This is a genomic window from Flavobacterium sp. WC2409 (assembly GCF_041200085.1).
Classification (GTDB): Bacteria; Bacteroidota; Bacteroidia; order Flavobacteriales; family Flavobacteriaceae; genus Flavobacterium.
Genome location: NZ_CP165625.1, coordinates 444,737 through 464,592, shown reverse-complemented (window position 1 = coordinate 464,592; position 19,856 = coordinate 444,737). Strand labels below are relative to the sequence as shown.

General features: G+C 33.1%; 17 protein-coding genes. 7 read left to right on the top strand and 10 right to left on the bottom strand.

Annotation, left to right across the window (positions count from 1 at the left end; genetic code table 11):
* Positions 1–88: 88 nt before the first annotated feature.
* Both carB and rpmH read right to left on the bottom strand, forming a co-directional pair.
* Positions 89–2,941: a carbamoyl-phosphate synthase large subunit gene (gene carB / locus AB3G34_RS02020; RefSeq protein ID WP_367773950.1), complete on the bottom strand. Its 2,853-nt coding sequence runs from the start codon at positions 2,939–2,941 to the stop codon at positions 89–91.
* Positions 2,942–3,106: 165 nt separating this feature from the next.
* Positions 3,107–3,268 (bottom strand): 50S ribosomal protein L34, encoded by a 162-nt coding sequence (gene rpmH, locus AB3G34_RS02015; protein WP_026706823.1) that lies wholly within the window; start codon positions 3,266–3,268, stop codon positions 3,107–3,109.
* 163 nt (positions 3,269–3,431) lie between these two features.
* Here rpmH and AB3G34_RS02010 point away from each other — a divergent pair, with 163 nt between their 5' ends.
* The gene (locus AB3G34_RS02010) at positions 3,432–3,947 is read left to right on the top strand and encodes a DUF2892 domain-containing protein (protein ID WP_369753306.1); all 516 of its coding nucleotides are present in this window, start codon (positions 3,432–3,434) and stop codon (positions 3,945–3,947) included.
* A gap of 55 nt (positions 3,948–4,002) precedes the next feature.
* Here the strand turns inward: AB3G34_RS02010 and AB3G34_RS02005 are convergent, their stop codons facing one another.
* The 3 genes from AB3G34_RS02005 to AB3G34_RS01995 are packed head-to-tail and all read right to left on the bottom strand — an operon-like array spanning position 4,003 to position 5,993.
* On the bottom strand, positions 4,003–4,368 hold the full coding sequence (locus tag AB3G34_RS02005; protein WP_367757664.1) for a sulfite exporter TauE/SafE family protein: 366 nt from the start codon (positions 4,366–4,368) through the stop codon (positions 4,003–4,005).
* Between the two features lie 17 nt (positions 4,369–4,385).
* Positions 4,386–5,279 (bottom strand): lytic transglycosylase domain-containing protein, encoded by an 894-nt coding sequence (locus AB3G34_RS02000; protein WP_367773945.1) that lies wholly within the window; start codon positions 5,277–5,279, stop codon positions 4,386–4,388.
* A 39-nt stretch (positions 5,280–5,318) separates the two neighbouring features.
* Positions 5,319–5,993, bottom strand: a complete 675-nt coding sequence (locus AB3G34_RS01995; RefSeq protein ID WP_367774119.1) for an alpha/beta hydrolase — start codon at positions 5,991–5,993, stop codon at positions 5,319–5,321.
* A gap of 655 nt (positions 5,994–6,648) precedes the next feature.
* Here AB3G34_RS01995 and AB3G34_RS01990 point away from each other — a divergent pair.
* Positions 6,649–6,933: a GNAT family N-acetyltransferase gene (locus AB3G34_RS01990; RefSeq protein ID WP_367774117.1), complete on the top strand. Its 285-nt coding sequence runs from the start codon at positions 6,649–6,651 to the stop codon at positions 6,931–6,933.
* A 27-nt stretch (positions 6,934–6,960) separates the two neighbouring features.
* Here AB3G34_RS01990 and AB3G34_RS01985 read toward each other — a convergent pair whose 3' ends face one another.
* The 5 genes from AB3G34_RS01985 to AB3G34_RS01965 form a co-directional block, all read right to left on the bottom strand.
* Positions 6,961–8,244, bottom strand: coding sequence for a hypothetical protein (locus tag AB3G34_RS01985; protein ID WP_367773943.1), 1,284 nt, complete (start codon positions 8,242–8,244; stop codon positions 6,961–6,963).
* A 189-nt stretch (positions 8,245–8,433) separates the two neighbouring features.
* Positions 8,434–10,068, bottom strand: coding sequence for an ABC-F family ATP-binding cassette domain-containing protein (locus AB3G34_RS01980; RefSeq protein ID WP_367757657.1), 1,635 nt, complete (start codon positions 10,066–10,068; stop codon positions 8,434–8,436).
* 167 nt (positions 10,069–10,235) lie between these two features.
* Complete coding sequence (locus AB3G34_RS01975) at positions 10,236–11,699, bottom strand: alanine/glycine:cation symporter family protein (RefSeq protein WP_367773939.1); 1,464 nt, start codon at positions 11,697–11,699, stop codon at positions 10,236–10,238.
* 299 nt (positions 11,700–11,998) lie between these two features.
* Positions 11,999–13,174 carry a GlmU family protein gene (locus AB3G34_RS01970; RefSeq protein WP_369753305.1) on the bottom strand — a complete coding sequence of 392 codons (1,176 nt, stop codon included), beginning with the start codon at positions 13,172–13,174 and terminating at the stop codon, positions 11,999–12,001.
* A gap of 148 nt (positions 13,175–13,322) precedes the next feature.
* Positions 13,323–13,574, bottom strand: a complete 252-nt coding sequence (locus tag AB3G34_RS01965; RefSeq protein WP_367773935.1) for a type B 50S ribosomal protein L31 — start codon at positions 13,572–13,574, stop codon at positions 13,323–13,325.
* A gap of 244 nt (positions 13,575–13,818) precedes the next feature.
* Here AB3G34_RS01965 and AB3G34_RS01960 point away from each other — a divergent pair, with 244 nt between their 5' ends.
* The 5 genes from AB3G34_RS01960 (at position 13,819) to AB3G34_RS01940 (ending at position 19,850) form a co-directional block, all read left to right on the top strand.
* Positions 13,819–14,352 (top strand): DUF4199 domain-containing protein, encoded by a 534-nt coding sequence (locus tag AB3G34_RS01960; protein ID WP_369753304.1) that lies wholly within the window; start codon positions 13,819–13,821, stop codon positions 14,350–14,352.
* Between the two features lie 5 nt (positions 14,353–14,357).
* Entirely contained in the window at positions 14,358–15,314 is a 957-nt protein-coding gene (locus AB3G34_RS01955) for a glycosyltransferase family 2 protein (RefSeq protein ID WP_369753303.1), read from the top strand.
* Between the two features lie 132 nt (positions 15,315–15,446).
* Positions 15,447–17,174: a phospho-sugar mutase gene (locus tag AB3G34_RS01950; protein WP_367773927.1), complete on the top strand. Its 1,728-nt coding sequence runs from the start codon at positions 15,447–15,449 to the stop codon at positions 17,172–17,174.
* 77 nt (positions 17,175–17,251) lie between these two features.
* On the top strand, positions 17,252–19,078 hold the full coding sequence (locus tag AB3G34_RS01945) for an ABC transporter ATP-binding protein (protein ID WP_369753301.1): 1,827 nt from the start codon (positions 17,252–17,254) through the stop codon (positions 19,076–19,078).
* A gap of 70 nt (positions 19,079–19,148) precedes the next feature.
* Positions 19,149–19,850: a hypothetical protein gene (locus tag AB3G34_RS01940; protein WP_367757641.1), complete on the top strand. Its 702-nt coding sequence runs from the start codon at positions 19,149–19,151 to the stop codon at positions 19,848–19,850.
* The last annotated feature ends 6 nt before the right edge of the window (positions 19,851–19,856 follow it).

Genomic DNA, 19,856 nt, shown 5'->3' with positions numbered 1-19,856 from the left:
GTTAACTTCTCAAATCCTTCCAGTTAAGATACCCCTAAAAACAAAAAAAGCCCCAAACGGGGCTTTTTTACTATACTAAATTCAAGTATTATTTACTCAAATACATTTTCCTTCTAGAGTACAATTCGTAGAATTGATCGTCTTTTAAGTCATCAATAAACAAGATGCTTTCTCCTGTCGATTTCATCTCAGGTCCTAATGCTTTGTTTACATTATGGAACTTGCTGAAAGAGAAAACCGGTTGCTTGATTGCATACCCTTTTAATTGTGGATTGAAATCAAAATCAGTTACTTTATTATGTCCTAACATTACTTTTGTAGCGTAGTTTACATAAGGTTCTCCGTATGCTTTTGCAATAAATGGTACTGTACGAGATGCTCTAGGATTAGCTTCGATAATATAAACGGTATCGTCTTTTATCGCAAACTGAATGTTGATTAAACCAACCGTTCTTAATCCTAATGCTATTTTCTTAGTATGGTCTTTTATTTGTTGCATTACAAATTCTCCTAAATTAAAAGGAGGCAATGTTGCATTACTATCACCAGAGTGCACTCCACAAGGTTCAATGTGCTCCATAATTCCTATGATGTACACATTTTCTCCGTCACAAATCGCATCTGCTTCTGCTTCAATCGCACCATCTAAATAATGGTCTAAAAGCAATTTGTTTCCAGGAATGGTTTTCAATAAATTCACAACATGCTCTTCTAATTCTTGCTTGTTGATTACAATTTTCATTCCTTGACCTCCTAACACATACGAAGGACGAATCAATAATGGAAAGTCTAAAGTATCTGCTAATGCAGCAGCCTCATCAGCCGTTTCAGCAATTCCAAACTGCGGGAAAGGAATTTCTAATTCAGTCAATAAATCAGAGAAACGCCCTCTATCTTCGGCTAAATCCAAAGCATCAAAGCTAGTTCCAATAATTTTTATTCCGTATTTAGATAATTTTTCTGCTAATTTCAGTGCCGTTTGACCTCCTAATTGTACAATAACCCCTTCAGGTTTTTCGTGCTTGATAATATCGTAAATGTGTTCCCAAAAAACAGGCTCAAAGTATAATTTATCTGCCGTATCAAAATCAGTTGAAACCGTTTCAGGATTACAGTTAATCATGATGGTTTCGTATCCACACTCTTTAGCAGCAAGCACTCCGTGTACACAAGAATAATCAAATTCGATTCCTTGTCCAATTCTATTTGGGCCTGACCCAAGAACAATTATTTTCTTTTTATCGGTAACAACGCTTTCATTATCTACGAAACGAGTTCCGTCTGCTTTTTCAATTTCAGCTTCAAAAGTAGAATAGTAATAAGGTGTTTTCGCTTTAAATTCGGCCGCACAAGTATCAACTAGTTTGAATACGCGATTAATATCCATATCCATACGCAAAGCATGTACTTGACTTTCTAAACAGCCCACCATGTGTGCAATTTGTCTGTCGGCAAACCCTTTTTGTTTCGCTTCAAGCAAAAGTCCTTTTGGCAAGGCATCCACTTTATAGGTTGTAATTTCTTTTTCTAAAGTATAAAGTTCCTCATATTGTTTCAAGAACCACATATCGATTTTAGTAATTTCATGGATGCGGCTCAAAGGAATCCCCATGGCAATCGCATCATAAATCACAAAAACACGATCCCAACTTGCAAAAGTTAGCTTCTCTATAATTTGTTCATAGTTCGTATATCCTTTTCCGTCAGCACCTAAACCATTTCTTTTAATTTCTAATGATTGAGTCGCTTTATGCAATGCTTCTTGGAACGAACGACCAATTCCCATTACTTCACCAACCGATTTCATTTGAAGACCTAAAGTTCTATCCGCTCCTTCAAATTTATCAAAGTTCCAACGTGGAATTTTCACAATCACATAATCCAAAGTTGGTTCGAATAATGCCGAAGTAGATTTGGTAATTTGATTTTGCAGTTCATCTAAATTATATCCTAAAGCTAGTTTCGAAGCAATTTTTGCAATTGGATAACCTGTTGCTTTTGAAGCCAAGGCAGAAGAACGAGACACACGAGGATTGATTTCTATCGCTACGATATCTTCTTTATCATCTGGTGAAACGGCAAACTGTACGTTACAACCTCCTGCAAAATTCCCGATACTACGCATCATCAAGATCGCATAATCACGCATTCTTTGGAAAGTAGTATCCGATAAAGTCATTGCTGGTGCCACTGTGATTGAATCTCCAGTATGAATTCCCATTGGATCCATATTTTCGATAGAACAAATGATAACCACATTGTCGTTTTTATCTCTTAAAAGTTCCAATTCGTATTCTTTCCATCCCATTAAAGCCTTGTCAATCAAAACCTCATGGATAGGAGATGCTTCTAAACCTCTAGTTAAAAGTTCATCAAAATCTTCTTTTTTATAGACAATTGCTGCTCCAGTTCCTCCAAGTGTAAATGAAGGACGGATTACTAATGGAAAACCAAATTCTTGTGCAATTTCTTTTCCTCTTAAGTATGAAGTACAAATTTCTGCAGGTGCTGATGGTACTCCAATTTTTTTCAAAAGCTGTTTGAACTGCTCTCTATCCTCCGTAATATTAATGGCATTAACATCAACTCCAATTAATTTTACTCCAAAATCTTCCCAAATTCCTTTTTCTTCCGCTTCTAAACACAAGTTCAACGCCGTTTGTCCACCCATAGTAGGTAAAACAGCATCAATTTGTGGATGTGCTTTTAAGATTTCAATTATCGATTTAGTAGTTAAAGGCTTCAAATAAATATGATCGGCCATAGAAGGATCGGTCATAATCGTTGCTGGATTAGAGTTTATCAAGATAACTTCTATTCCTTCTTCACGAATTGAACGTGCAGATTGCGATCCTGCATAATCAAATTCGCATGCTTGACCAATAACAATAGGACCTGAACCTATTATTAAAACTGATTTTATGGATGTGTCTTTTGGCATTGTAATATAATTATATTTAGTTTTTTTTGTTTAAAGTTTAAAGTTTAAGGTTAGTTACACAACATTAAACCTTTAAACTTTAAACTTTTAATCTTATTTTAACGACAAGGTATAAAAAAAGGCGATACTAAAAAAAGTAACGCCTTATTTATGTTTATACAAACATTATTTTTTGTGTCTTGGGTCACAAGAAACAGTCAATTTATGTCTTCCTTTAGCTCTTCTTCTAGCAAGAACTTTTCTTCCATTCGCAGAAGCCATTCTGTCCATAAATCCGTGCTTATTTCTTCTTTTTCTTTTCGATGGTTGAAACGTTCTTTTGCTCATTGCTTTGTATCTTTAAATCTAATTTATATGTCTTCCTAATTTCGAATAACTGTTATTCTAAAACCGAGTGCAAATATACAAAGACTTTTTTTTCTCACAAGTAGTTTTGTAAAAATATTTTAAATTCATTTTACTATATTTGCGTTCCTAAAACAAACAGACTATGTTTCACAAGAATATCAAACTTATTATCGCTGGGCTTATCGTAATTACTGGCATTTGGCAATTTACTGAAAACAATATTGGAAACGGAATTTTCTTATTTTTATTGACTGCAATTCCTATTTTCCTTTACTTCAAAAACGAATTTATCTTACTTGCCTTCTTAAAACTACGTAAACAAGATTTTGAAGGAGCTAAAAAGTGGTTGAATTACATCAAAAAACCGGAATCGGCTTTAGTACAAAAACAGCAAGGATACTTTAATTACCTTCACGGAATCATGCTTTCTCAAACCAATATCAATCAAGCGGAGAAATATTTCAAGAAAGCGATTGAACTAGGATTATCTATGGACATGGATTTGGCTGTTGCCAAATTAAACCTAGCCGGTGTAGCCATGTCAAGAAGAAGAAAACTGGAAGCAACTAATTTACTGAACGAAGCTAAAAGACTTGACAAACAAGGCATGTTGAAAGAGCAAATCACCATGATGAAAGATCAAATGAAAAAAATATAATTATTTTATTTTCAAAAAAAAACATCCGCAATTGCGGATGTTTTTTTTTGCCTAATTATTTTTCTATGAGCAAATAGCCTGCTATTACTATCAAAGTAACCGCAAAAATATTTTTTAACATTTTTTGATCTACGTGAATGGCTAGTTTACTCCCAAAGAAACCACCAACTATAAAAACCAAAGAAATGATTATAGCATAGCGCCAATCAACAAATCCTGCTTTGTGGTAATTGATGACCGCTAGCAAAGTTACCGGTGGTAATAAAGCGGCTAAACTTGTTCCTTGGGCTTGTTGTTGAGTAAAACCCATCAGCAATAATAACGGAACCATAATTATCCCACCCCCAATTCCAATCAATCCACTCAGTACTCCTGCTACTAAACCAATAGTCATTAATATTATAATTGTTTGAATAGTCATTTTCATACCGTTTTAAATTAATATCCGCTTAAAGGAATTTCTAATGTATATTTTTTATTGGTAGGGTTATCCAATTTCTTATCTCTAAGCCATGGATTGTGAATTTTTAAAATCTTATAATTGATTCCTTGTGCTTTTGCAAAATCGGCCAAATCAGTAATCGAACTATCTATTTCTATTTTTTTTGTTGGAAGTAGTGTATACAGTTCTTCATTTGCCAATGTAAATCCAAATTTATCCGGATTTTTCATGATTTCCTTCAAAGCTAATATTCTAAATACATATCGAGAGGTTTCTTCGGTCAGTAATAAATCGTAATAATTGGTTTCTTTTTGAATATCCATTTGCTTGTTTACACCACCCATTCCACCGTTATAAGAAGCAGCGGCCAAGGTCCAAGTTCCAAATTTTGCTTTGGCACTTAAAAAGTAACTACAAGCAGCCTGAGTCGATTTCTCTAGATCATAGCGTTCATCAACACCATCATTCACTTCCATCCCTCGTTCTTTGGCAGTTTCAGGCATAAATTGCCATACTCCTCTTGCACCTGCACCCGAAACGGCATTTACTAAACCACTTTCTATCACAGCCAAATATTTAAAATCATCTGGAATACCGTTTTTCTTTAAAATGGGTTCGATAATTGGAAATGCACGGTTGGCTCTTTTAATTGCTAAAATAGTTGAAGCATGCAAATTAATATTTACAATCAACTCCCTATCCAAGCGTTCCTTTACATCCGAGATTTTTAATGGCGTTTGTTCCCCTGCAAAATTAGCTGTTGCTGGAAAATAACTTTCCGATTCCGCCTTTACTAGTTTCTTTTTTGATTCATCAGTGGTTGCAAAAATTAACAATCCACTCACAAAAATCAAAGCAGTCATTAAACATATTTTTTCTATTACTCTCATCTCTTTTTTATTTTCACGTTCTTTTTAAACTAACAACAATCAATCCGTTTTTCCAACTGAATCTATAATAATTGCTGGTAAATTAGTATTGAACCATTTGTATTTATTTAAAATCATAATGTGCGTTCCTCCTTTTACTACAATACACTCTCTTATATATTTCATAGGAAAAACATCATCCATATCGCCATGAATATGAATTACTTTTTCATCAGGAATCGTTCTATCCCAAAGAATTACTTTTTCAACAGCCCATTGCAAATACCCAATATCGCGAACCGATAAGAATTTCTCATACAACTTCAATCTATGATTTATTTTTTCTCCAAAAGAAAATTTAGCCAGATTTTCTAAATTTAAAATCAAATTCATCGGAATCAATTTGTACGCTTTAGTCGTTTTAGCTACTTTCATCCTTCTAGGAAATTCCAAATTACTTTTGACACTCGAAATAATTACAACCTTCCTAACATTAATAAAAGCCGCCATTTCTTGCACTAAAATACCTCCAAAAGAAACACCTATTAAAACTGGATTCTCATGAGTTACTTTTTTAGAAATTCGTTGCGCATATTCAGATAATGATTCCTTTTCTAATGGAATTTCCCATTCAAGCAATATCATCTCAAAAACATCCGTAGGAAGCGAAATCCTTTCAAAAATTAGAGAACTTGCCGCCAAACCCGGCATGAAATAAACAGGAATTTTACTCATAATTATTTGTACCAATTTTATTATCTCCATCCATCTCGTGATAATGAATTTTGCATAAATTTAATTTTTTTATTCAAACTAACTGAACTTCGCACATTATATTAGCAATAAATTATGACTACTAAAACCTATAGATTCGACTGATTTTAAAAAGAACCAAGCCACTATTTTTAAATTTAGAGTCGATTACTCAAAAAATAAAAACAAGCAGCATCTAATCCTAAAGATTCAAATTTGTTTTTTTTTCGAATAAATAAAACGAAACTTAAGATACATTTAAAAATCATTTGATATTGACTATCAAATCAATACCTTTGTAAACAACGTCTCCCCTAAAGTCAAAAAATTAAAACTCTTTATGACTTTATCAGAAACTATTTTTTTTATTTAGACTTCATTTAGAGTATCACACCTACAACTTACACTTTGAGGGTAAAAAAAAATAAGGCACTTGTTTATTTATAATTAAAATAAAACTGTAATCGACGATTAAATATAAAAAAGAAACCATCGGAATTATTAATTTCAATGTATTTGAAATTAATAATAAAAAACCTCTGGTCGAAATAAATAAGAATACCCAAAATTGAGACTATGGATAATAACTATCCTATCTATAACTTTTTTAATATATTATATGGATCAAGCTATCATCATGGAAATCAAAGACAATACATTTGCAAGACAATTTGAAACTACGCTAGACCAAGGATTGATTTCCGTAGAATATTCCTTTCAAGAGAAAAAAATATTTTTAACAAAAATAAACACTCCTGATCAATTTGAAAACGAAGAATTTATTGCGCAATTTCTTTCAGAAATTATGGCAATTGCTATTGAACGAAAATTAAAAGTCGTTCCCATTCTTCCTAAAATAGTTGTTTTTTTCAAGAAAAACCCTGAATACAAAGAGTTACTTCCCCCAGGAATTAGACTATAAAACAGTATTTTCACATTCAAATTAATTTTACGGACGGCTTTTTTGTCTGTTAGAACGATTAGACTGCCTTGTTACTCTAGCTGATTGTCGCTCAGATTGTCTTATAGACGATCTTGACTGGGGAATTACTGAGGATTGACCTTGCTGTATTAACCCCCTATTTTCTCTTCTTATAGTTGGACTCGTTTTCCGTCTTGTTGTGGGTTGCGTTTGCCGTCTAGTCGATTCTCCATTTTCCCTTCTTATAGATGGATTCGTTTGTGGTCTCGTTGTGGGTTGCGTCTGCTGTCTAGTCGACTCTCCATTTTCTCTCCTTATAGATGGATTAGCTTGTGCTCTTGTTGTGGGTTGCGTTTGCTGTCTAGTCGCCTCTCCTTTTTCTCTCCTTATAGATGGATTAGCTTGTGCTCTAGTTGAAGGCTGCGCTTGCTGTCTTATTGATTCTCTACTTTCTCTTCTTATATCACTTCTTGTCGCTCTGGGTGGCGCAACGGGCCTTCTATAATTTCTTCCTTCATACGTTCTATCGTACGTTCCTCTTTCTCTATTTCTAGTAACTACAGAAGAGGTTGTTCTTCTTCTTAAATAATAGGAATGATGTGAAGGAAATCTAATATAAGACGCTCTGTGATAAAATTGACTTTCATAATAATGATTATGAAAGCTCCAATAGTTGTAATATAAAATAGGAGACCATGGGGACCAGTACGACGGAAAATACCCCCAATGCCATGGGGAAACATAAATGGAGAATAACGGAGAATACAGATACATAATTATGGGCCAATCTGAAATATAAACAATCCCATTTCCATATACATAATTAGGCGCAACTATGGTTTTATTACCTATATAACCAGGATTTGGAGTTTCGGAAACTACCCTTACGGATGGTTCCAAAACATAATTTTTACCATACAATGCTTCATCACCAATGATTTGAACTACAACATTGCCCTGATTATTTTTACTCACTTCAATCACAGCTACATCTTGATATTCATAACTATTTATAGAAACCCTAAGAACAATAGAATGAAAACCTCCTTGATTAAAGCTAATTACAGATATATAATCTATTATATTATCATTATTCAAATCCAAGTTATTAATATTGGAGTTTTGCGAATTGAGCGTTCTTTCAAATTCCTCCAATGTTTTAGATTGTTGAAAAACATCCAAAACAGCATAAAGATTTAGATTATCTCCAGGCATACCCAAAGCAATCATTTCGTTTCCAGTTTGCGAAAGCAAGGAACAACTCCAAAAGCAAGTTGCTATAACTACCCATTTCAAAACAAATTTTTTCATGACTGTTCTTTTTGCTATGTACAAATACATAGAACAAGTTACAAAAAATAAATTCCAATTAGTTGATTTATATATATTTAACTAATTTTTAGACTAATACAAAAACAGCTATAAAACAAAAAAGCATACGTACTATTCGTATGCTTTTTTGTTTTATAGCTGTTTTAAGAAAGTAGAACTTAATATATTCTACTTCTCAATTTCTCTCATACTTTCCATTTTCTTATTAGCTAAGAATCCTGTAATATCTTCAAAATGCTCCACTACTCTCTTGTTTCCAAATTCGAAAACTTTTGTTGCTAATCCATCTAAGAAATCACGGTCATGCGAAACCAAAATTAATGTTCCATCAAAATCACGAAGCGCATCTTTAATAATATCCTTAGTTTTCATGTCCAAGTGATTAGAAGGCTCATCCAAAATCAATAAATTCACTGGCTCCAACAATAATTTTATCATTGCTAAACGTGTTTTCTCTCCACCTGAAAGTACTTTCACTTTCTTAGTTACATCATCACCATGAAACATAAATGCACCTAAAATATCTTTAATCTTAGTTCTAACATCACCAACAGCTATATCATCTATCGTTTCAAAAATAGTAGCATTTTCATTTAATAAGGATGCTTGGTTTTGTGCAAAATAACCAATTTGCGCATTATGTCCAATTTCAAGATTTCCTCCATCAATACCAATTTCTTTCATGATGGCTTTAATCATGGTTGATTTTCCTTCCCCATTTTTACCTACAAAAGCCACTTTTTGACCTCTTTCAATAACAATATTAGCATCTTTGAAAACAACATGATCTCCATATGCTTTTGATAAGTCTTTTACGATTACAGGATATTGACCTGAACGAACTGCAGCAGGAAACTTTAATTTTAATGCCGAAGTATCTACTTCATCCACCTGCACTATAACTAATTTCTCTAACATCTTTACACGTGATTGAACGGCATCCGTTTTAGAAAAAGTTCCTTTAAAACGATCAATAAAAGTTCTATTGTCAGCAATCATACGTTGTTGTTCATCATATGCCTTTTGTTGGTGCATGCGACGGTCTTTTCTCAATTCTAAATAATGAGAATACTTGGCTTTATAATCATAGATACGTCCCATGGTTACTTCAATAGTACGATTCGTGATATTATCTACGAAGGCTCTATCGTGAGAAATCACCACAACCGCTTTGGCCGAATTAATCAAGAAATCCTCTAACCATTGGATACTTTCAATATCCATGTGATTGGTAGGTTCATCTAGCAAAATTAAATCTGGCTTTTGTAAAAGGATTTTAGCTAGTTCAATACGCATTCTCCATCCTCCTGAAAACTCAGAAGTTTGTCGATTGAAATCTTCTCTTTCAAATCCTAAACCCGTTAATATTTTCTCTACCTCCGCTTCATAATTCACCTCTTCAATCGCATAAAATTTCTCGCTCAAGTCAGAAACTCTTTCGATCAATTTCATGTAGGCATCACTTTCATAATCCGTACGAATAGTCAATTGCTCATTGATTTCATCAATTTCCGCTTTCATACCAAAAATTTCTCCAAATGCCTTTGAAGTTTCTTCCATTACAGTAGCACCATCCGTTGTCAATAAATGCTGCGGTAAATAAGCTACAACAGCATCTTTTGGTGCCGAAATATTTCCTGTAGAAGGTTTGCTTTGTCCTGCAATAATTTTAAGAAGCGTTGATTTTCCTGCTCCATTTTTACCCATAAGGGCAATTTTATCATTTTCATTTATAGCAAATGAAACATCGCTAAAAAGTGTAGTACCACCAAACTGTACTGAAATATCATTAACTGTAATCATTGTAATATAGATTTCTTGATTCGGTTGCTCATCAATTTGAAAACCGAGTTATTTTTTAAAAGTGCAAAGATAGAGTAAATAACTAATCGGTTTATTATAAAATGAAAGCTTCTAGAAACAGAATCAAATTCTTATCTCTAGAAGCTCTCAAAATAAATTATGAATTATTACTCTTCTTTCTTTTTATTAATGGTATGCCAAATATGTGCATTATAAACTCCGATATCTTCAGGATCAAAAACAGGATCTTTACCCTCCTTTTTTTGTTTTTCATAATCTTTCAATGCGGCCAATGCTGGTTTTTGCAAAAGAATAATCGCTATAATATTAAACCAAGCCATTAATCCTACTCCTAAATCTCCAATATCCCAAGCTAGTTTTGCTTGATTTATGGAACCATACATAATAACCAACATCATAACTAATTTTAATAAATGAGTATAAATAGGTGATTTTAAGTTTCTTGTTAAATAAGAAATATTTGTTTCAGCAATATAATAATAAGCCAAAATAGTAGTGAAAGCGAAGAAAAATAACGCTATTGCAACAAAATAAGACCCAAAACCTGGAAAAACACTATCCATAGCACTTTGCGTAAATCCTGGACCTACTGTTACATTTTGCGCCCCATTGTATAAAAACTCTGAAGCACCACTCGTTCCAAAAGCAGGATTTTGAACATTGTATTTTCCTGTTATTAACAACATAAAACCAGTAGCTGAACACACTAATAAAGTATCAATATATACCGAAAAAGATTGAACTAATCCTTGTTTTGTAGGGTGCGAAACATTGGCAGCTGCAGCAATATGTGGCGCCGTACCTTGTCCCGCTTCATTAGAATAAATTCCTCTTTTAACTCCCCATTGTACTGCAAGACCAAAAACAGCTCCAAAACCAGCTTCCATATTAAAAGCACTTTTGAAAACTAATGAAATTACTCCAGGAAGTTGATCATAATCAATTGCAATGATAACTAATACGATTAAAATATAACCAATTGCCATAATAGGCACAACATACTCTGTAAATTTAGCTATTCTTTTTACTCCACCAAATACAATCAGCCCAAATATAATAGCCACTGCAACTCCAGAAATCCAAGTATCTAATTGAAATGCATTTTGAATTCCATCAGCAACAGAGTTTGCTTGAACCCCCGGCAGTAATAAACCTGCAGAGATTACCGAAACCACTGCGAATAAAATACCAAACCATTTTACTCCTAATCCTCTTTCAATATAAAAAGCGGGACCTCCACGAAACTGACCTAAATGCTTTTCTTTATAAATTTGCGCCAAAGTCGCTTCAACAAATGCCGTACTAGCACCTAAGAACGCTACCATCCACATCCAAAACATAGCACCTGGACCACCAAAGGCAATTGCGGTCGCTACACCTGCGATATTTCCAGTACCTACTCTACCAGCCAAAGACATTGATAAAGCTTGAAAAGAAGACACGCCTGACTCTGAGCTTTCGCCATCAAACAACAAGCGAAACATTTCACGTATATGACGAACTTGTAAAAAACGAGTTCTTAAAGAAAAATAGAGTCCCGTTCCTAAACAGAGAACAATTAAAGCATTACTCCATACAATATCATTTAACACGCCAATAATCTCTTCCATATATTTATTTTAGATTAATAATTATTAAAAAATCAATAAAACAATCGTTTTACTCCTATTTTTTGATAAAACTAAAACATATAGATAAAAAAAACTAGCTTAAAGCCATAAAAAACGGCAAAAACTAATTATTTATCTAAAAATCAAGTTGAAATTTAAAACGATAATTTTATATATAATTTAACATTTTAACGCTAACCCATCACATACAAAAATGATTATCATAAAATACCATAATGAAGCCCAAAAAAAAGGCCTTATCTAAATTGATAAGGCCTTTAAAGTAATTAGTAAAAAAGTTATTCTTTTCTCCATTTTTTAGTTTCTTCAAAAACATGTTCTAATATAGCCGCTTCTTTTTCATCAAAATCAATATTTCTGCGACTCATGACTAAACGAGCCGTTTCAAAAGCTTTTTTAGTGATGTAAGTTGTAAAACCAGAAGCTCCTCCCCAAGAAAAACTAGGCACAAAATTACGAGGAAATCCACTTCCAAAAATATTAGCACTTACACCAATAACAGTTCCCGTATTAAACATGGTATTAATACCACATTTACTATGATCACCCATTATCAAACCACAAAATTGAAGTCCCGTTTTAGCAAAGCCTTCCGTTTCATAACTCCACAAACGCACCTCCTCGTAATTATTTTTTAGATTCGAATTATTACTATCAGCACCAATATTACACCATTCCCCTAAAACAGAATTTCCTAAGAAACCATCATGTCCTTTATTAGAATTAGAGAACAATACTGAATTATTAATTTCCCCTCCTACTTTAGAATTTGGTCCTACAGTAGTGGCACCATAAATTTTAGCTGCCATCTTTACAACTGCGCCTTCACATAAAGCAAAAGGACCACGAATTACAGATCCTTCCATAATTAAAGAATCCTTACCTATATATATAGGACCCGTTGAAGCATTAAGCGTTACAAACTCCAACTTAGCCCCTTCTTCGATAAAAATATTTTCTGGAGCGATTACATTGACACTTTTTGGAATGGGTTGTGATTTTCTATCTTCTGTCAAGAATTCAAAATCTTCCCGAATAGAAGCATCATTTTTTGAAAAAATATCCCAAGTATTCATGACAGTCAAGCATTCTTCTTCATATTCAAAAACTTCATAGGAATCAAAATCTACTTCTTCTTGATTTTCATGTGTATAAAAAGCGATTACTTCATCCCCTTTAAAAATCGCTTGATTTGCTTCTAGATTATAAATCATTTCCACTAAAACTGGATTCGGAATAAAAGAAGCATTAATCATCACATTTTCTTCTAATTCTACCATTGGATATTTTTCAGATAAATATTCCTCAGTCAAAGTAGTGGTGGTTGATCCCAAATGCATTTCCCATTTTTGACGTATCGTCATGATTCCAATAAGAATATCAGCAACGGGGCGAGTAAATGTAAAAGGCAATAAAGCATTACGAGCAGGCCCGTCAAAAAGTATATAGTTCATTATATAAAGTTTCAAAGTTACAATGGATCAAAGTTACAAAGTTTTTATTGGTTTCTTTAACAAGTTTACTTCTTATCCATCCCAATTTAAATCAATAAAAAAGCCTCCCGAAATGGAAGGCTTTAGTATAATTGAAAACAAGTTAAAATTATTTAACGTGTTTAGCGTATTTAGTTTTGAACTTGTCAATACGTCCTGCAGTATCGATAAGTTTGTTTTTACCTGTGTAAAAAGGGTGAGACGTTCTAGAGATCTCCATTTTTACAACTGGGTATTCAACACCATCAACTGTAATTGTTTCTCTTGTATCTGCTGTAGATTTAGTAATAAAAACGTCTTCGTTAGACATGTCTTTAAAAGCAACTAATCTGTAATTTTCTGGGTGTACACCTTTTTTCATCTTGTAATTCTTTTTATTTGTTTGGCTATAACTCCTTTTGAAGCTTTCCTTTTAACAGGAAAGGTATAAATTCATTATAACTTTTTATTTTATTCTGTTATTTTGAGTTTGCAAATTTACAATTATTTTTCAATAAACAATTCTTTGCTTCCTTTTTTTTATAAAATAGTAAAAAACTTTTTTTGCTCTTGAATAAATTGGGAATTACTATATTTGTGAATTAATTTATAAAAAATGAAAACTAATGATTAATGAAACCATTAAAAAAAACGGGGTCACTTTTGGAGTAATAACAGGTATTGGTTCAGCATTAATCACAACCTTAATATACACTATTGATTTAGAATTATTTACTTCTTGGTGGGTAGGTTTATTAAGCATGGCTTTTTATCTTGTTATTGCGATAGTTTTACTTTCGAAAACAAAAAAAGACCTAAACGGTATACTTACCTTTAAAGACGCCTTTACAACTTATTTTATTTCAGCTTTAATAGGTATCTTAATTTCATTAACTTTCAATATCATCTTGTTTAACTTTATAGATCCATCGGCTAAAGATGCTATAAAAGAATTGACCATTAAATACATGGTAAAAACTATGGCTAAATTTAATGCTCCAGCATCTACAGTGAATGAGGCAATAAAGAACTTGCAAGAAAACGATCAGTTCTCTATAATAGGATTATTAAAAGGATCACTTACAAATATAGTTTTCATTACCATCTTTGGTTTAATTATGGCCGCCTTTTTTAAATCAAAATCGACATCACAAGAATAACATAAATGAATTTATCCATACTCATACCCCTTCTCAACGAAGAGGAATCGCTTACTGAATTGTACTCTTGGATCATAAAAGTGATGCAGGCAAACAATTATACCTATGAAATTATTTTTCTAGATGATGGAAGTACAGATAATTCATGGTCAATTATAGAGCAATTTGCTACCGAAAACTCCAATGTAAAAGGAATTCGTTTCATGAGAAATTTTGGTAAATCACAGGCTTTACATGCTGGGTTTGCTAAAGCTCAAGGAGATGTTATCATTACGATGGATGCCGATTTACAAGATAGTCCAGAAGAAATTCCAGGTCTATATAATATGATAACTAGCCAGAATTTTGATTTGGTTTCCGGTTGGAAAAAGAAACGCTACGATTCAGTCGTTGCAAAAAATCTTCCATCTAAATTATTCAATTGGGCCGCTAGAAAAACTTCGGGTGTGGAATTGAATGATTTCAATTGTGGATTGAAAGCATACAAAAACATTGTAGTAAAAAACATTGAAGTTTCGGGTGAAATGCACCGCTATATTCCCGTTCTGGCAAAAAATGCTGGTTTTGGAAAAATTGGCGAAAAAGTGGTGCAACACCAAGCTAGAAAATATGGTGAGACTAAATTTGGAATGGAGCGTTTTATTAATGGTTTCCTAGATTTAATTACCATTTGGTTTCTATCTCGATTTGGGAAAAGACCAATGCATTTATTTGGAGCGATGGGTTCATTGATGTTCATCATTGGTTTCATGCTTGCTGGTTATATTGGAATATCAAAACTATACCATATGTACAATAACATGCGTTATAGTTTAGTGACTGATAATCCATGGTTTTTTATTGCTTTAACAACAATGGTTTTGGGAACTCAGCTGTTTTTGGCTGGTTTTCTGGGCGAAATTATTTTGCGTACAAAAAGCAACGAGGGACGTTATAAAATATCTAGTCAAGTTAATTTATAATAGGACCTAGCCCTGATAGCAGTGAAAATCCTTTATATTTTTCCTTTAAAAACATAAAGATTGAAACGAATAGCAGGATACAGCTCCAAAAAAAAGGAGTTCTTTTAAAATCTTAAACTAAAAACTAAAAATATGGATATTAAACAAAACATTCTAGATGCTGTGAATGAATGGTTAACGCCAACATTTGACAACACGACTCAAGAAGCTATTAAAGAAATGATGGCGACATCACCTAAGGAACTAGAAGAGAGTTTTTATAAAAGTCTTGAATTTGGAACCGGCGGAATGCGCGGTGTTATGGGCGTAGGAAATAACCGTATCAATAAATATACACTTGGAAAAAGCACTCAAGGACTGTCGGATTATTTACATACTTCATTTCCTAACCAACCTATAAAAGCGGTTATTGCCTATGACTGTCGTCACAATAGTGATACACTTGCGAAGGTGGTTGCTGATGTTTTCTCGGCAAATGGTATTCATGTTTATTTGTTTTCAAGTTTAAGACCAACACCAGAGTTGTCATTTGCACTTAAACATTTAGGCTGCCAATGCGGAATTGTCCTTACTGCTTCTCACAATCCACCTGAATACAATGGATACAAAGTGTATTGGGAAGATGGTGGCCAAATTGTCCCACCGGAAGATGAGGGAATCATCAATGTTATTGAGAATTTAAATTACAACCAAATCAAATTTACTGCAAATGAAGATTTGATAGAATATATAGATACTGAAGTTGACGCCGCTTTTATTAAATCGACTATCGAAAATGCGAGTTTTGGTACTTCGGCTGTTGCCAAAGAAAATTTAAATATCGTATTTACTTCTTTACACGGTACATCAATCACTCTTGTTCCCGATACTTTCGAGCAAGCTGGTTATCCAAATGTACATATTGTTGAGGAACAAAGAGTTCCAAATGGTGATTTCCCGACGGTAAAATCGCCTAATCCAGAAGAACCAGAAGCTTTAGCAATGGCATTAGCATTAGCAGACAAAACAAATTCTGATATTGTAATAGGTACAGATCCAGATTGCGATAGATTGGGTGTTGCTGTTCGTGATAATGAAGGCAAAATGACTTTGCTGAATGGAAATCAAACAATGATTTTGATGACTGCATTTTTACTAGAACAATGGAAAAAAGCAGGAAAAATCAATGGAAAACAATTTGTAGGTTCTACAATTGTTTCTACTCCTATGATTATGGAATTGGCATCGGCTTATGGTGTACAATTTAAAGTAGGTTTGACTGGTTTTAAATGGATTGCCAAAATGATAAAAGATTTCCCTGAACTACAATTCATTGGTGGTGGAGAGGAAAGTTTTGGATACATGGTTGGTGATGCTGTTCGTGATAAAGATGCTGTTGCAGCTACTTTATTAATATGTGAAGTGGCAGCGCAAGCAAAAGAAAAAGGAAGCACTGTTTATAAAGAATTACTACAACTTTATGTAGAACACGGTTTTTACAAAGAACATTTGATTTCTATCACTAAAAAAGGGATGGAAGGTTTAGCCGAAATCAATCAAATGATGGTTTCTATGCGCGAGAATCCAGTTAAAGAAATTAATGGACAAAGAGTAATCATGTTAGAAGATTACAAATCATCTGTTGCCAAAAACTTACTTACAGGCGAGGAAGATATCATGGATATGCCAAAAGCAGATGTATTAATTTATTACACTGAAGATGGATCTAAAATTTGTGCTAGACCAAGTGGAACCGAACCTAAAATAAAATTCTACATCAGTGTAAATACAGAACTAGATGCTGTTGAAAACTTCGATAAAGTAGAAGCTTCATTAAACGAAAAAATAAAAAATATTATTACTGCTATGCAATTGAACTAATTGTATACAACTCCATTTTTCTCACAGACCCGACAGGCTTTAAAATTTGTCGGGTCTTAATGGTAAAAAAAACTTAAATGAATAATTTTAAAAAAATATTTTCTTTTGTAATTCCTTATAAAAAGTACGCCTATCTCAACATTTTTTTTAATGTTTTATATGCACTTTTCAGCACGCTTTCTTTTATGTCATTGATCCCCATGATGCAGGTCTTATTTGACCAAACAAAAAGAAATACTGTCGAACCCACTTATACTGGAATTGGTGAATTCAAACAATTTGCTGAGGATTATTTAAGTTATTATATTACCAATACAACAGATACTCTTGGTGTAGGTCACACCCTATCCATTATGGTTGCCGTGATTATCTCGATCTTTTTACTAAAAAACTTGAGTGATTATCTAGCCTTGTTTTTTATTACCTTTTTAAGAAATGGAATCTTGAAAGACATGCGTAATGCGATGTACAAAAAAACGATCGATTTGCCTTTGGCTTTTTTCTCTGAGAAAAGAAAAGGAGATGTTATTTCAAGAATATCAGCTGATGTCAATGAGGTACAAACTTCTTTCTTATCTATTTTAGAACTTGCAGTAAAAGAGCCACTGACCATTGTATTTACGATAATTGCAATGCTTACCATAAGTACTAAATTGACCTTGTTTGTATTTATTTTTATTCCCGTATCTGGTTATGTCATTTCCCTTATTGGAAAACAGTTAAAAAAACAATCTACTAAAGCACAAGAAGAACAAGGAGTATTTTTATCGACTATCGAAGAAACACTGGGCGGATTGAAAGTAGTAAAAGGATACAATTCTGAAAAGTACTTTAATCAAATATTCACAGCATCTACACAACGCTTTTTTAAATTATCAAACAGCATTGGCAACCGACAAAACCTAGCTTCACCAATGAGTGAATTTATGGGAATTATGGTTATTGCTATTTTATTATGGTATGGAGGAAATATGGTTTTGATCGAAAAAACCTTAAACGGCGCTTCTTTTATTGCTTATATGGGATTAGCATATAACATTTTAACTCCAGCAAAATCAATCTCAAAAGCATCTTATAGCATCAAAAAAGGGAATGCCGCAGCCGATAGAATTTTGGAAATCTTAGAACAAGAAAATGCTATTAAAAGTAAAAAAGACGCAGTAGAAAAAAATACTTTTAAATCAAATATTTCTATCAAAAACATCAATTTCAAATACGAAGATGAAATTGTATTGAAAGACTTTTCACTTCAGGTCAAAAAAGGTCAAACTGTTGCACTTGTTGGGCAATCTGGAAGTGGGAAAAGTACCATTGCCAATTTGCTGACTCGTTTTTACGATGTAAACGACGGTACAATAGACATTGACGGTATTAATATTAAAGACATGAATTTGCAATCCTTGCGTGGCTTAATGGGATTAGTAACTCAAGATAGTATTTTATTTAATGACACTATAAAAGCAAACATTTCACTAGGAAAATTAGACGCTACAGATGATGAAATCATTGAAGCGCTGAAAATTGCCAATGCGTATGAATTTGTACAAGATTTACCAAAAGGAATACATACGAATATAGGAGACAGCGGAAACAAACTTTCTGGTGGCCAAAAACAACGTTTGTCCATTGCTAGAGCGGTATTGAAAAACCCTCCAATCATGATTTTGGATGAAGCTACATCAGCATTGGATACTGAAAGCGAAAAATTCGTACAAGTCGCGCTAGAAAACATGATGCAAAACCGAACTTCGATAGTCATTGCACACCGTCTTTCAACCATTCAAAAAGCAGATCTAATTGTGGTAATGCAAAAGGGAAAAATTGTTGAACAAGGTAAACATGAAGAACTTATTGCTTTAAATGGTATGTATAACAAATTGGTAACTATGCAATCTTTTGAATGATGCACTTAAATCACTAAATTTGATTTAAGGATTTACAGTATATTAAAATTAAAAATCTTTAAATTAAAAAATGTACCACAGTAACCCAAATATCAATCTTACCGAAGACCTTGACACTATTGTCTGGAAATATTTAGATTTATCCAAGTTTTTAGACTTATTGATGTCTAAAAAGCTATTCATGTCACGGTCAGATAAATTTGAAGATCAGTATGAAGGTACTTTCAGTGAACCTACATACGAAGAAATAAAAAGATTATCGATAGACAACCCTGATTTTCTAAAATATTACAAAACGCATCGTGAAAAAGTAGCTATTAGTAGTTGGCATATTAACGAATATGAATCATTTGCTATGTGGCAAATTTTCACACAAAACAGTGAAGGACTAGCCATTCAATCTACTATAGGGAGACTACAAAATGCACTTGGGCCCGAAAATAATTACAAACAGTATATTGGTGAAGTAAATTATATTGACTACAAAAAAGAATATATTCCTTTTGACGATATGTTTTTCCCATTTTTATTTAAAAGAAAAAGCTTTCAGTACGAACGTGAGGTGCGCATCATAACTGATGTTGCCGACAGTAAAATCATCTTAAATGATGGGCTAAAAATAAGCGTTGACATCAATCAATTGATTGAAAAAATCTATATACATCCAAAATCGGAAAATTGGTATAAAAATCTAGTGATTCAACTGGTAAAGCAACTTGATTTTAACTTTACAATCGAAAAATCAGATCTTGAAAGTGATATTTTAATTTAGCTTTTA

Coding starts and splice junctions, on each gene's coding strand:
- carB (WP_367773950.1), bottom strand. CDS start 2,941: ATGCCAAAAGACACATCCATAAAATCAGTTTTAATAATAGGTTCAGGT.
- rpmH (WP_026706823.1), bottom strand. CDS start 3,268: ATGAGCAAAAGAACGTTTCAACCATCGAAAAGAAAAAGAAGAAATAAG.
- AB3G34_RS02010 (WP_369753306.1), top strand. CDS start 3,432: ATGTTTCACAAGAATATCAAACTTATTATCGCTGGGCTTATCGTAATT.
- AB3G34_RS02005 (WP_367757664.1), bottom strand. CDS start 4,368: ATGACTATTCAAACAATTATAATATTAATGACTATTGGTTTAGTAGCA.
- AB3G34_RS02000 (WP_367773945.1), bottom strand. CDS start 5,279: ATGAGAGTAATAGAAAAAATATGTTTAATGACTGCTTTGATTTTTGTG.
- AB3G34_RS01995 (WP_367774119.1), bottom strand. CDS start 5,993: ATGAGTAAAATTCCTGTTTATTTCATGCCGGGTTTGGCGGCAAGTTCT.
- AB3G34_RS01990 (WP_367774117.1), top strand. CDS start 6,649: ATGGAAATCAAAGACAATACATTTGCAAGACAATTTGAAACTACGCTA.
- AB3G34_RS01985 (WP_367773943.1), bottom strand. CDS start 8,244: ATGAAAAAATTTGTTTTGAAATGGGTAGTTATAGCAACTTGCTTTTGG.
- AB3G34_RS01980 (WP_367757657.1), bottom strand. CDS start 10,068: ATGATTACAGTTAATGATATTTCAGTACAGTTTGGTGGTACTACACTT.
- AB3G34_RS01975 (WP_367773939.1), bottom strand. CDS start 11,699: ATGGAAGAGATTATTGGCGTGTTAAATGATATTGTATGGAGTAATGCT.
- AB3G34_RS01970 (WP_369753305.1), bottom strand. CDS start 13,174: ATGAACTATATACTTTTTGACGGGCCTGCTCGTAATGCTTTATTGCCT.
- AB3G34_RS01965 (WP_367773935.1), bottom strand. CDS start 13,574: ATGAAAAAAGGTGTACACCCAGAAAATTACAGATTAGTTGCTTTTAAA.
- AB3G34_RS01960 (WP_369753304.1), top strand. CDS start 13,819: ATGATTAATGAAACCATTAAAAAAAACGGGGTCACTTTTGGAGTAATA.
- AB3G34_RS01955 (WP_369753303.1), top strand. CDS start 14,358: ATGAATTTATCCATACTCATACCCCTTCTCAACGAAGAGGAATCGCTT.
- AB3G34_RS01950 (WP_367773927.1), top strand. CDS start 15,447: ATGGATATTAAACAAAACATTCTAGATGCTGTGAATGAATGGTTAACG.
- AB3G34_RS01945 (WP_369753301.1), top strand. CDS start 17,252: ATGAATAATTTTAAAAAAATATTTTCTTTTGTAATTCCTTATAAAAAG.
- AB3G34_RS01940 (WP_367757641.1), top strand. CDS start 19,149: ATGTACCACAGTAACCCAAATATCAATCTTACCGAAGACCTTGACACT.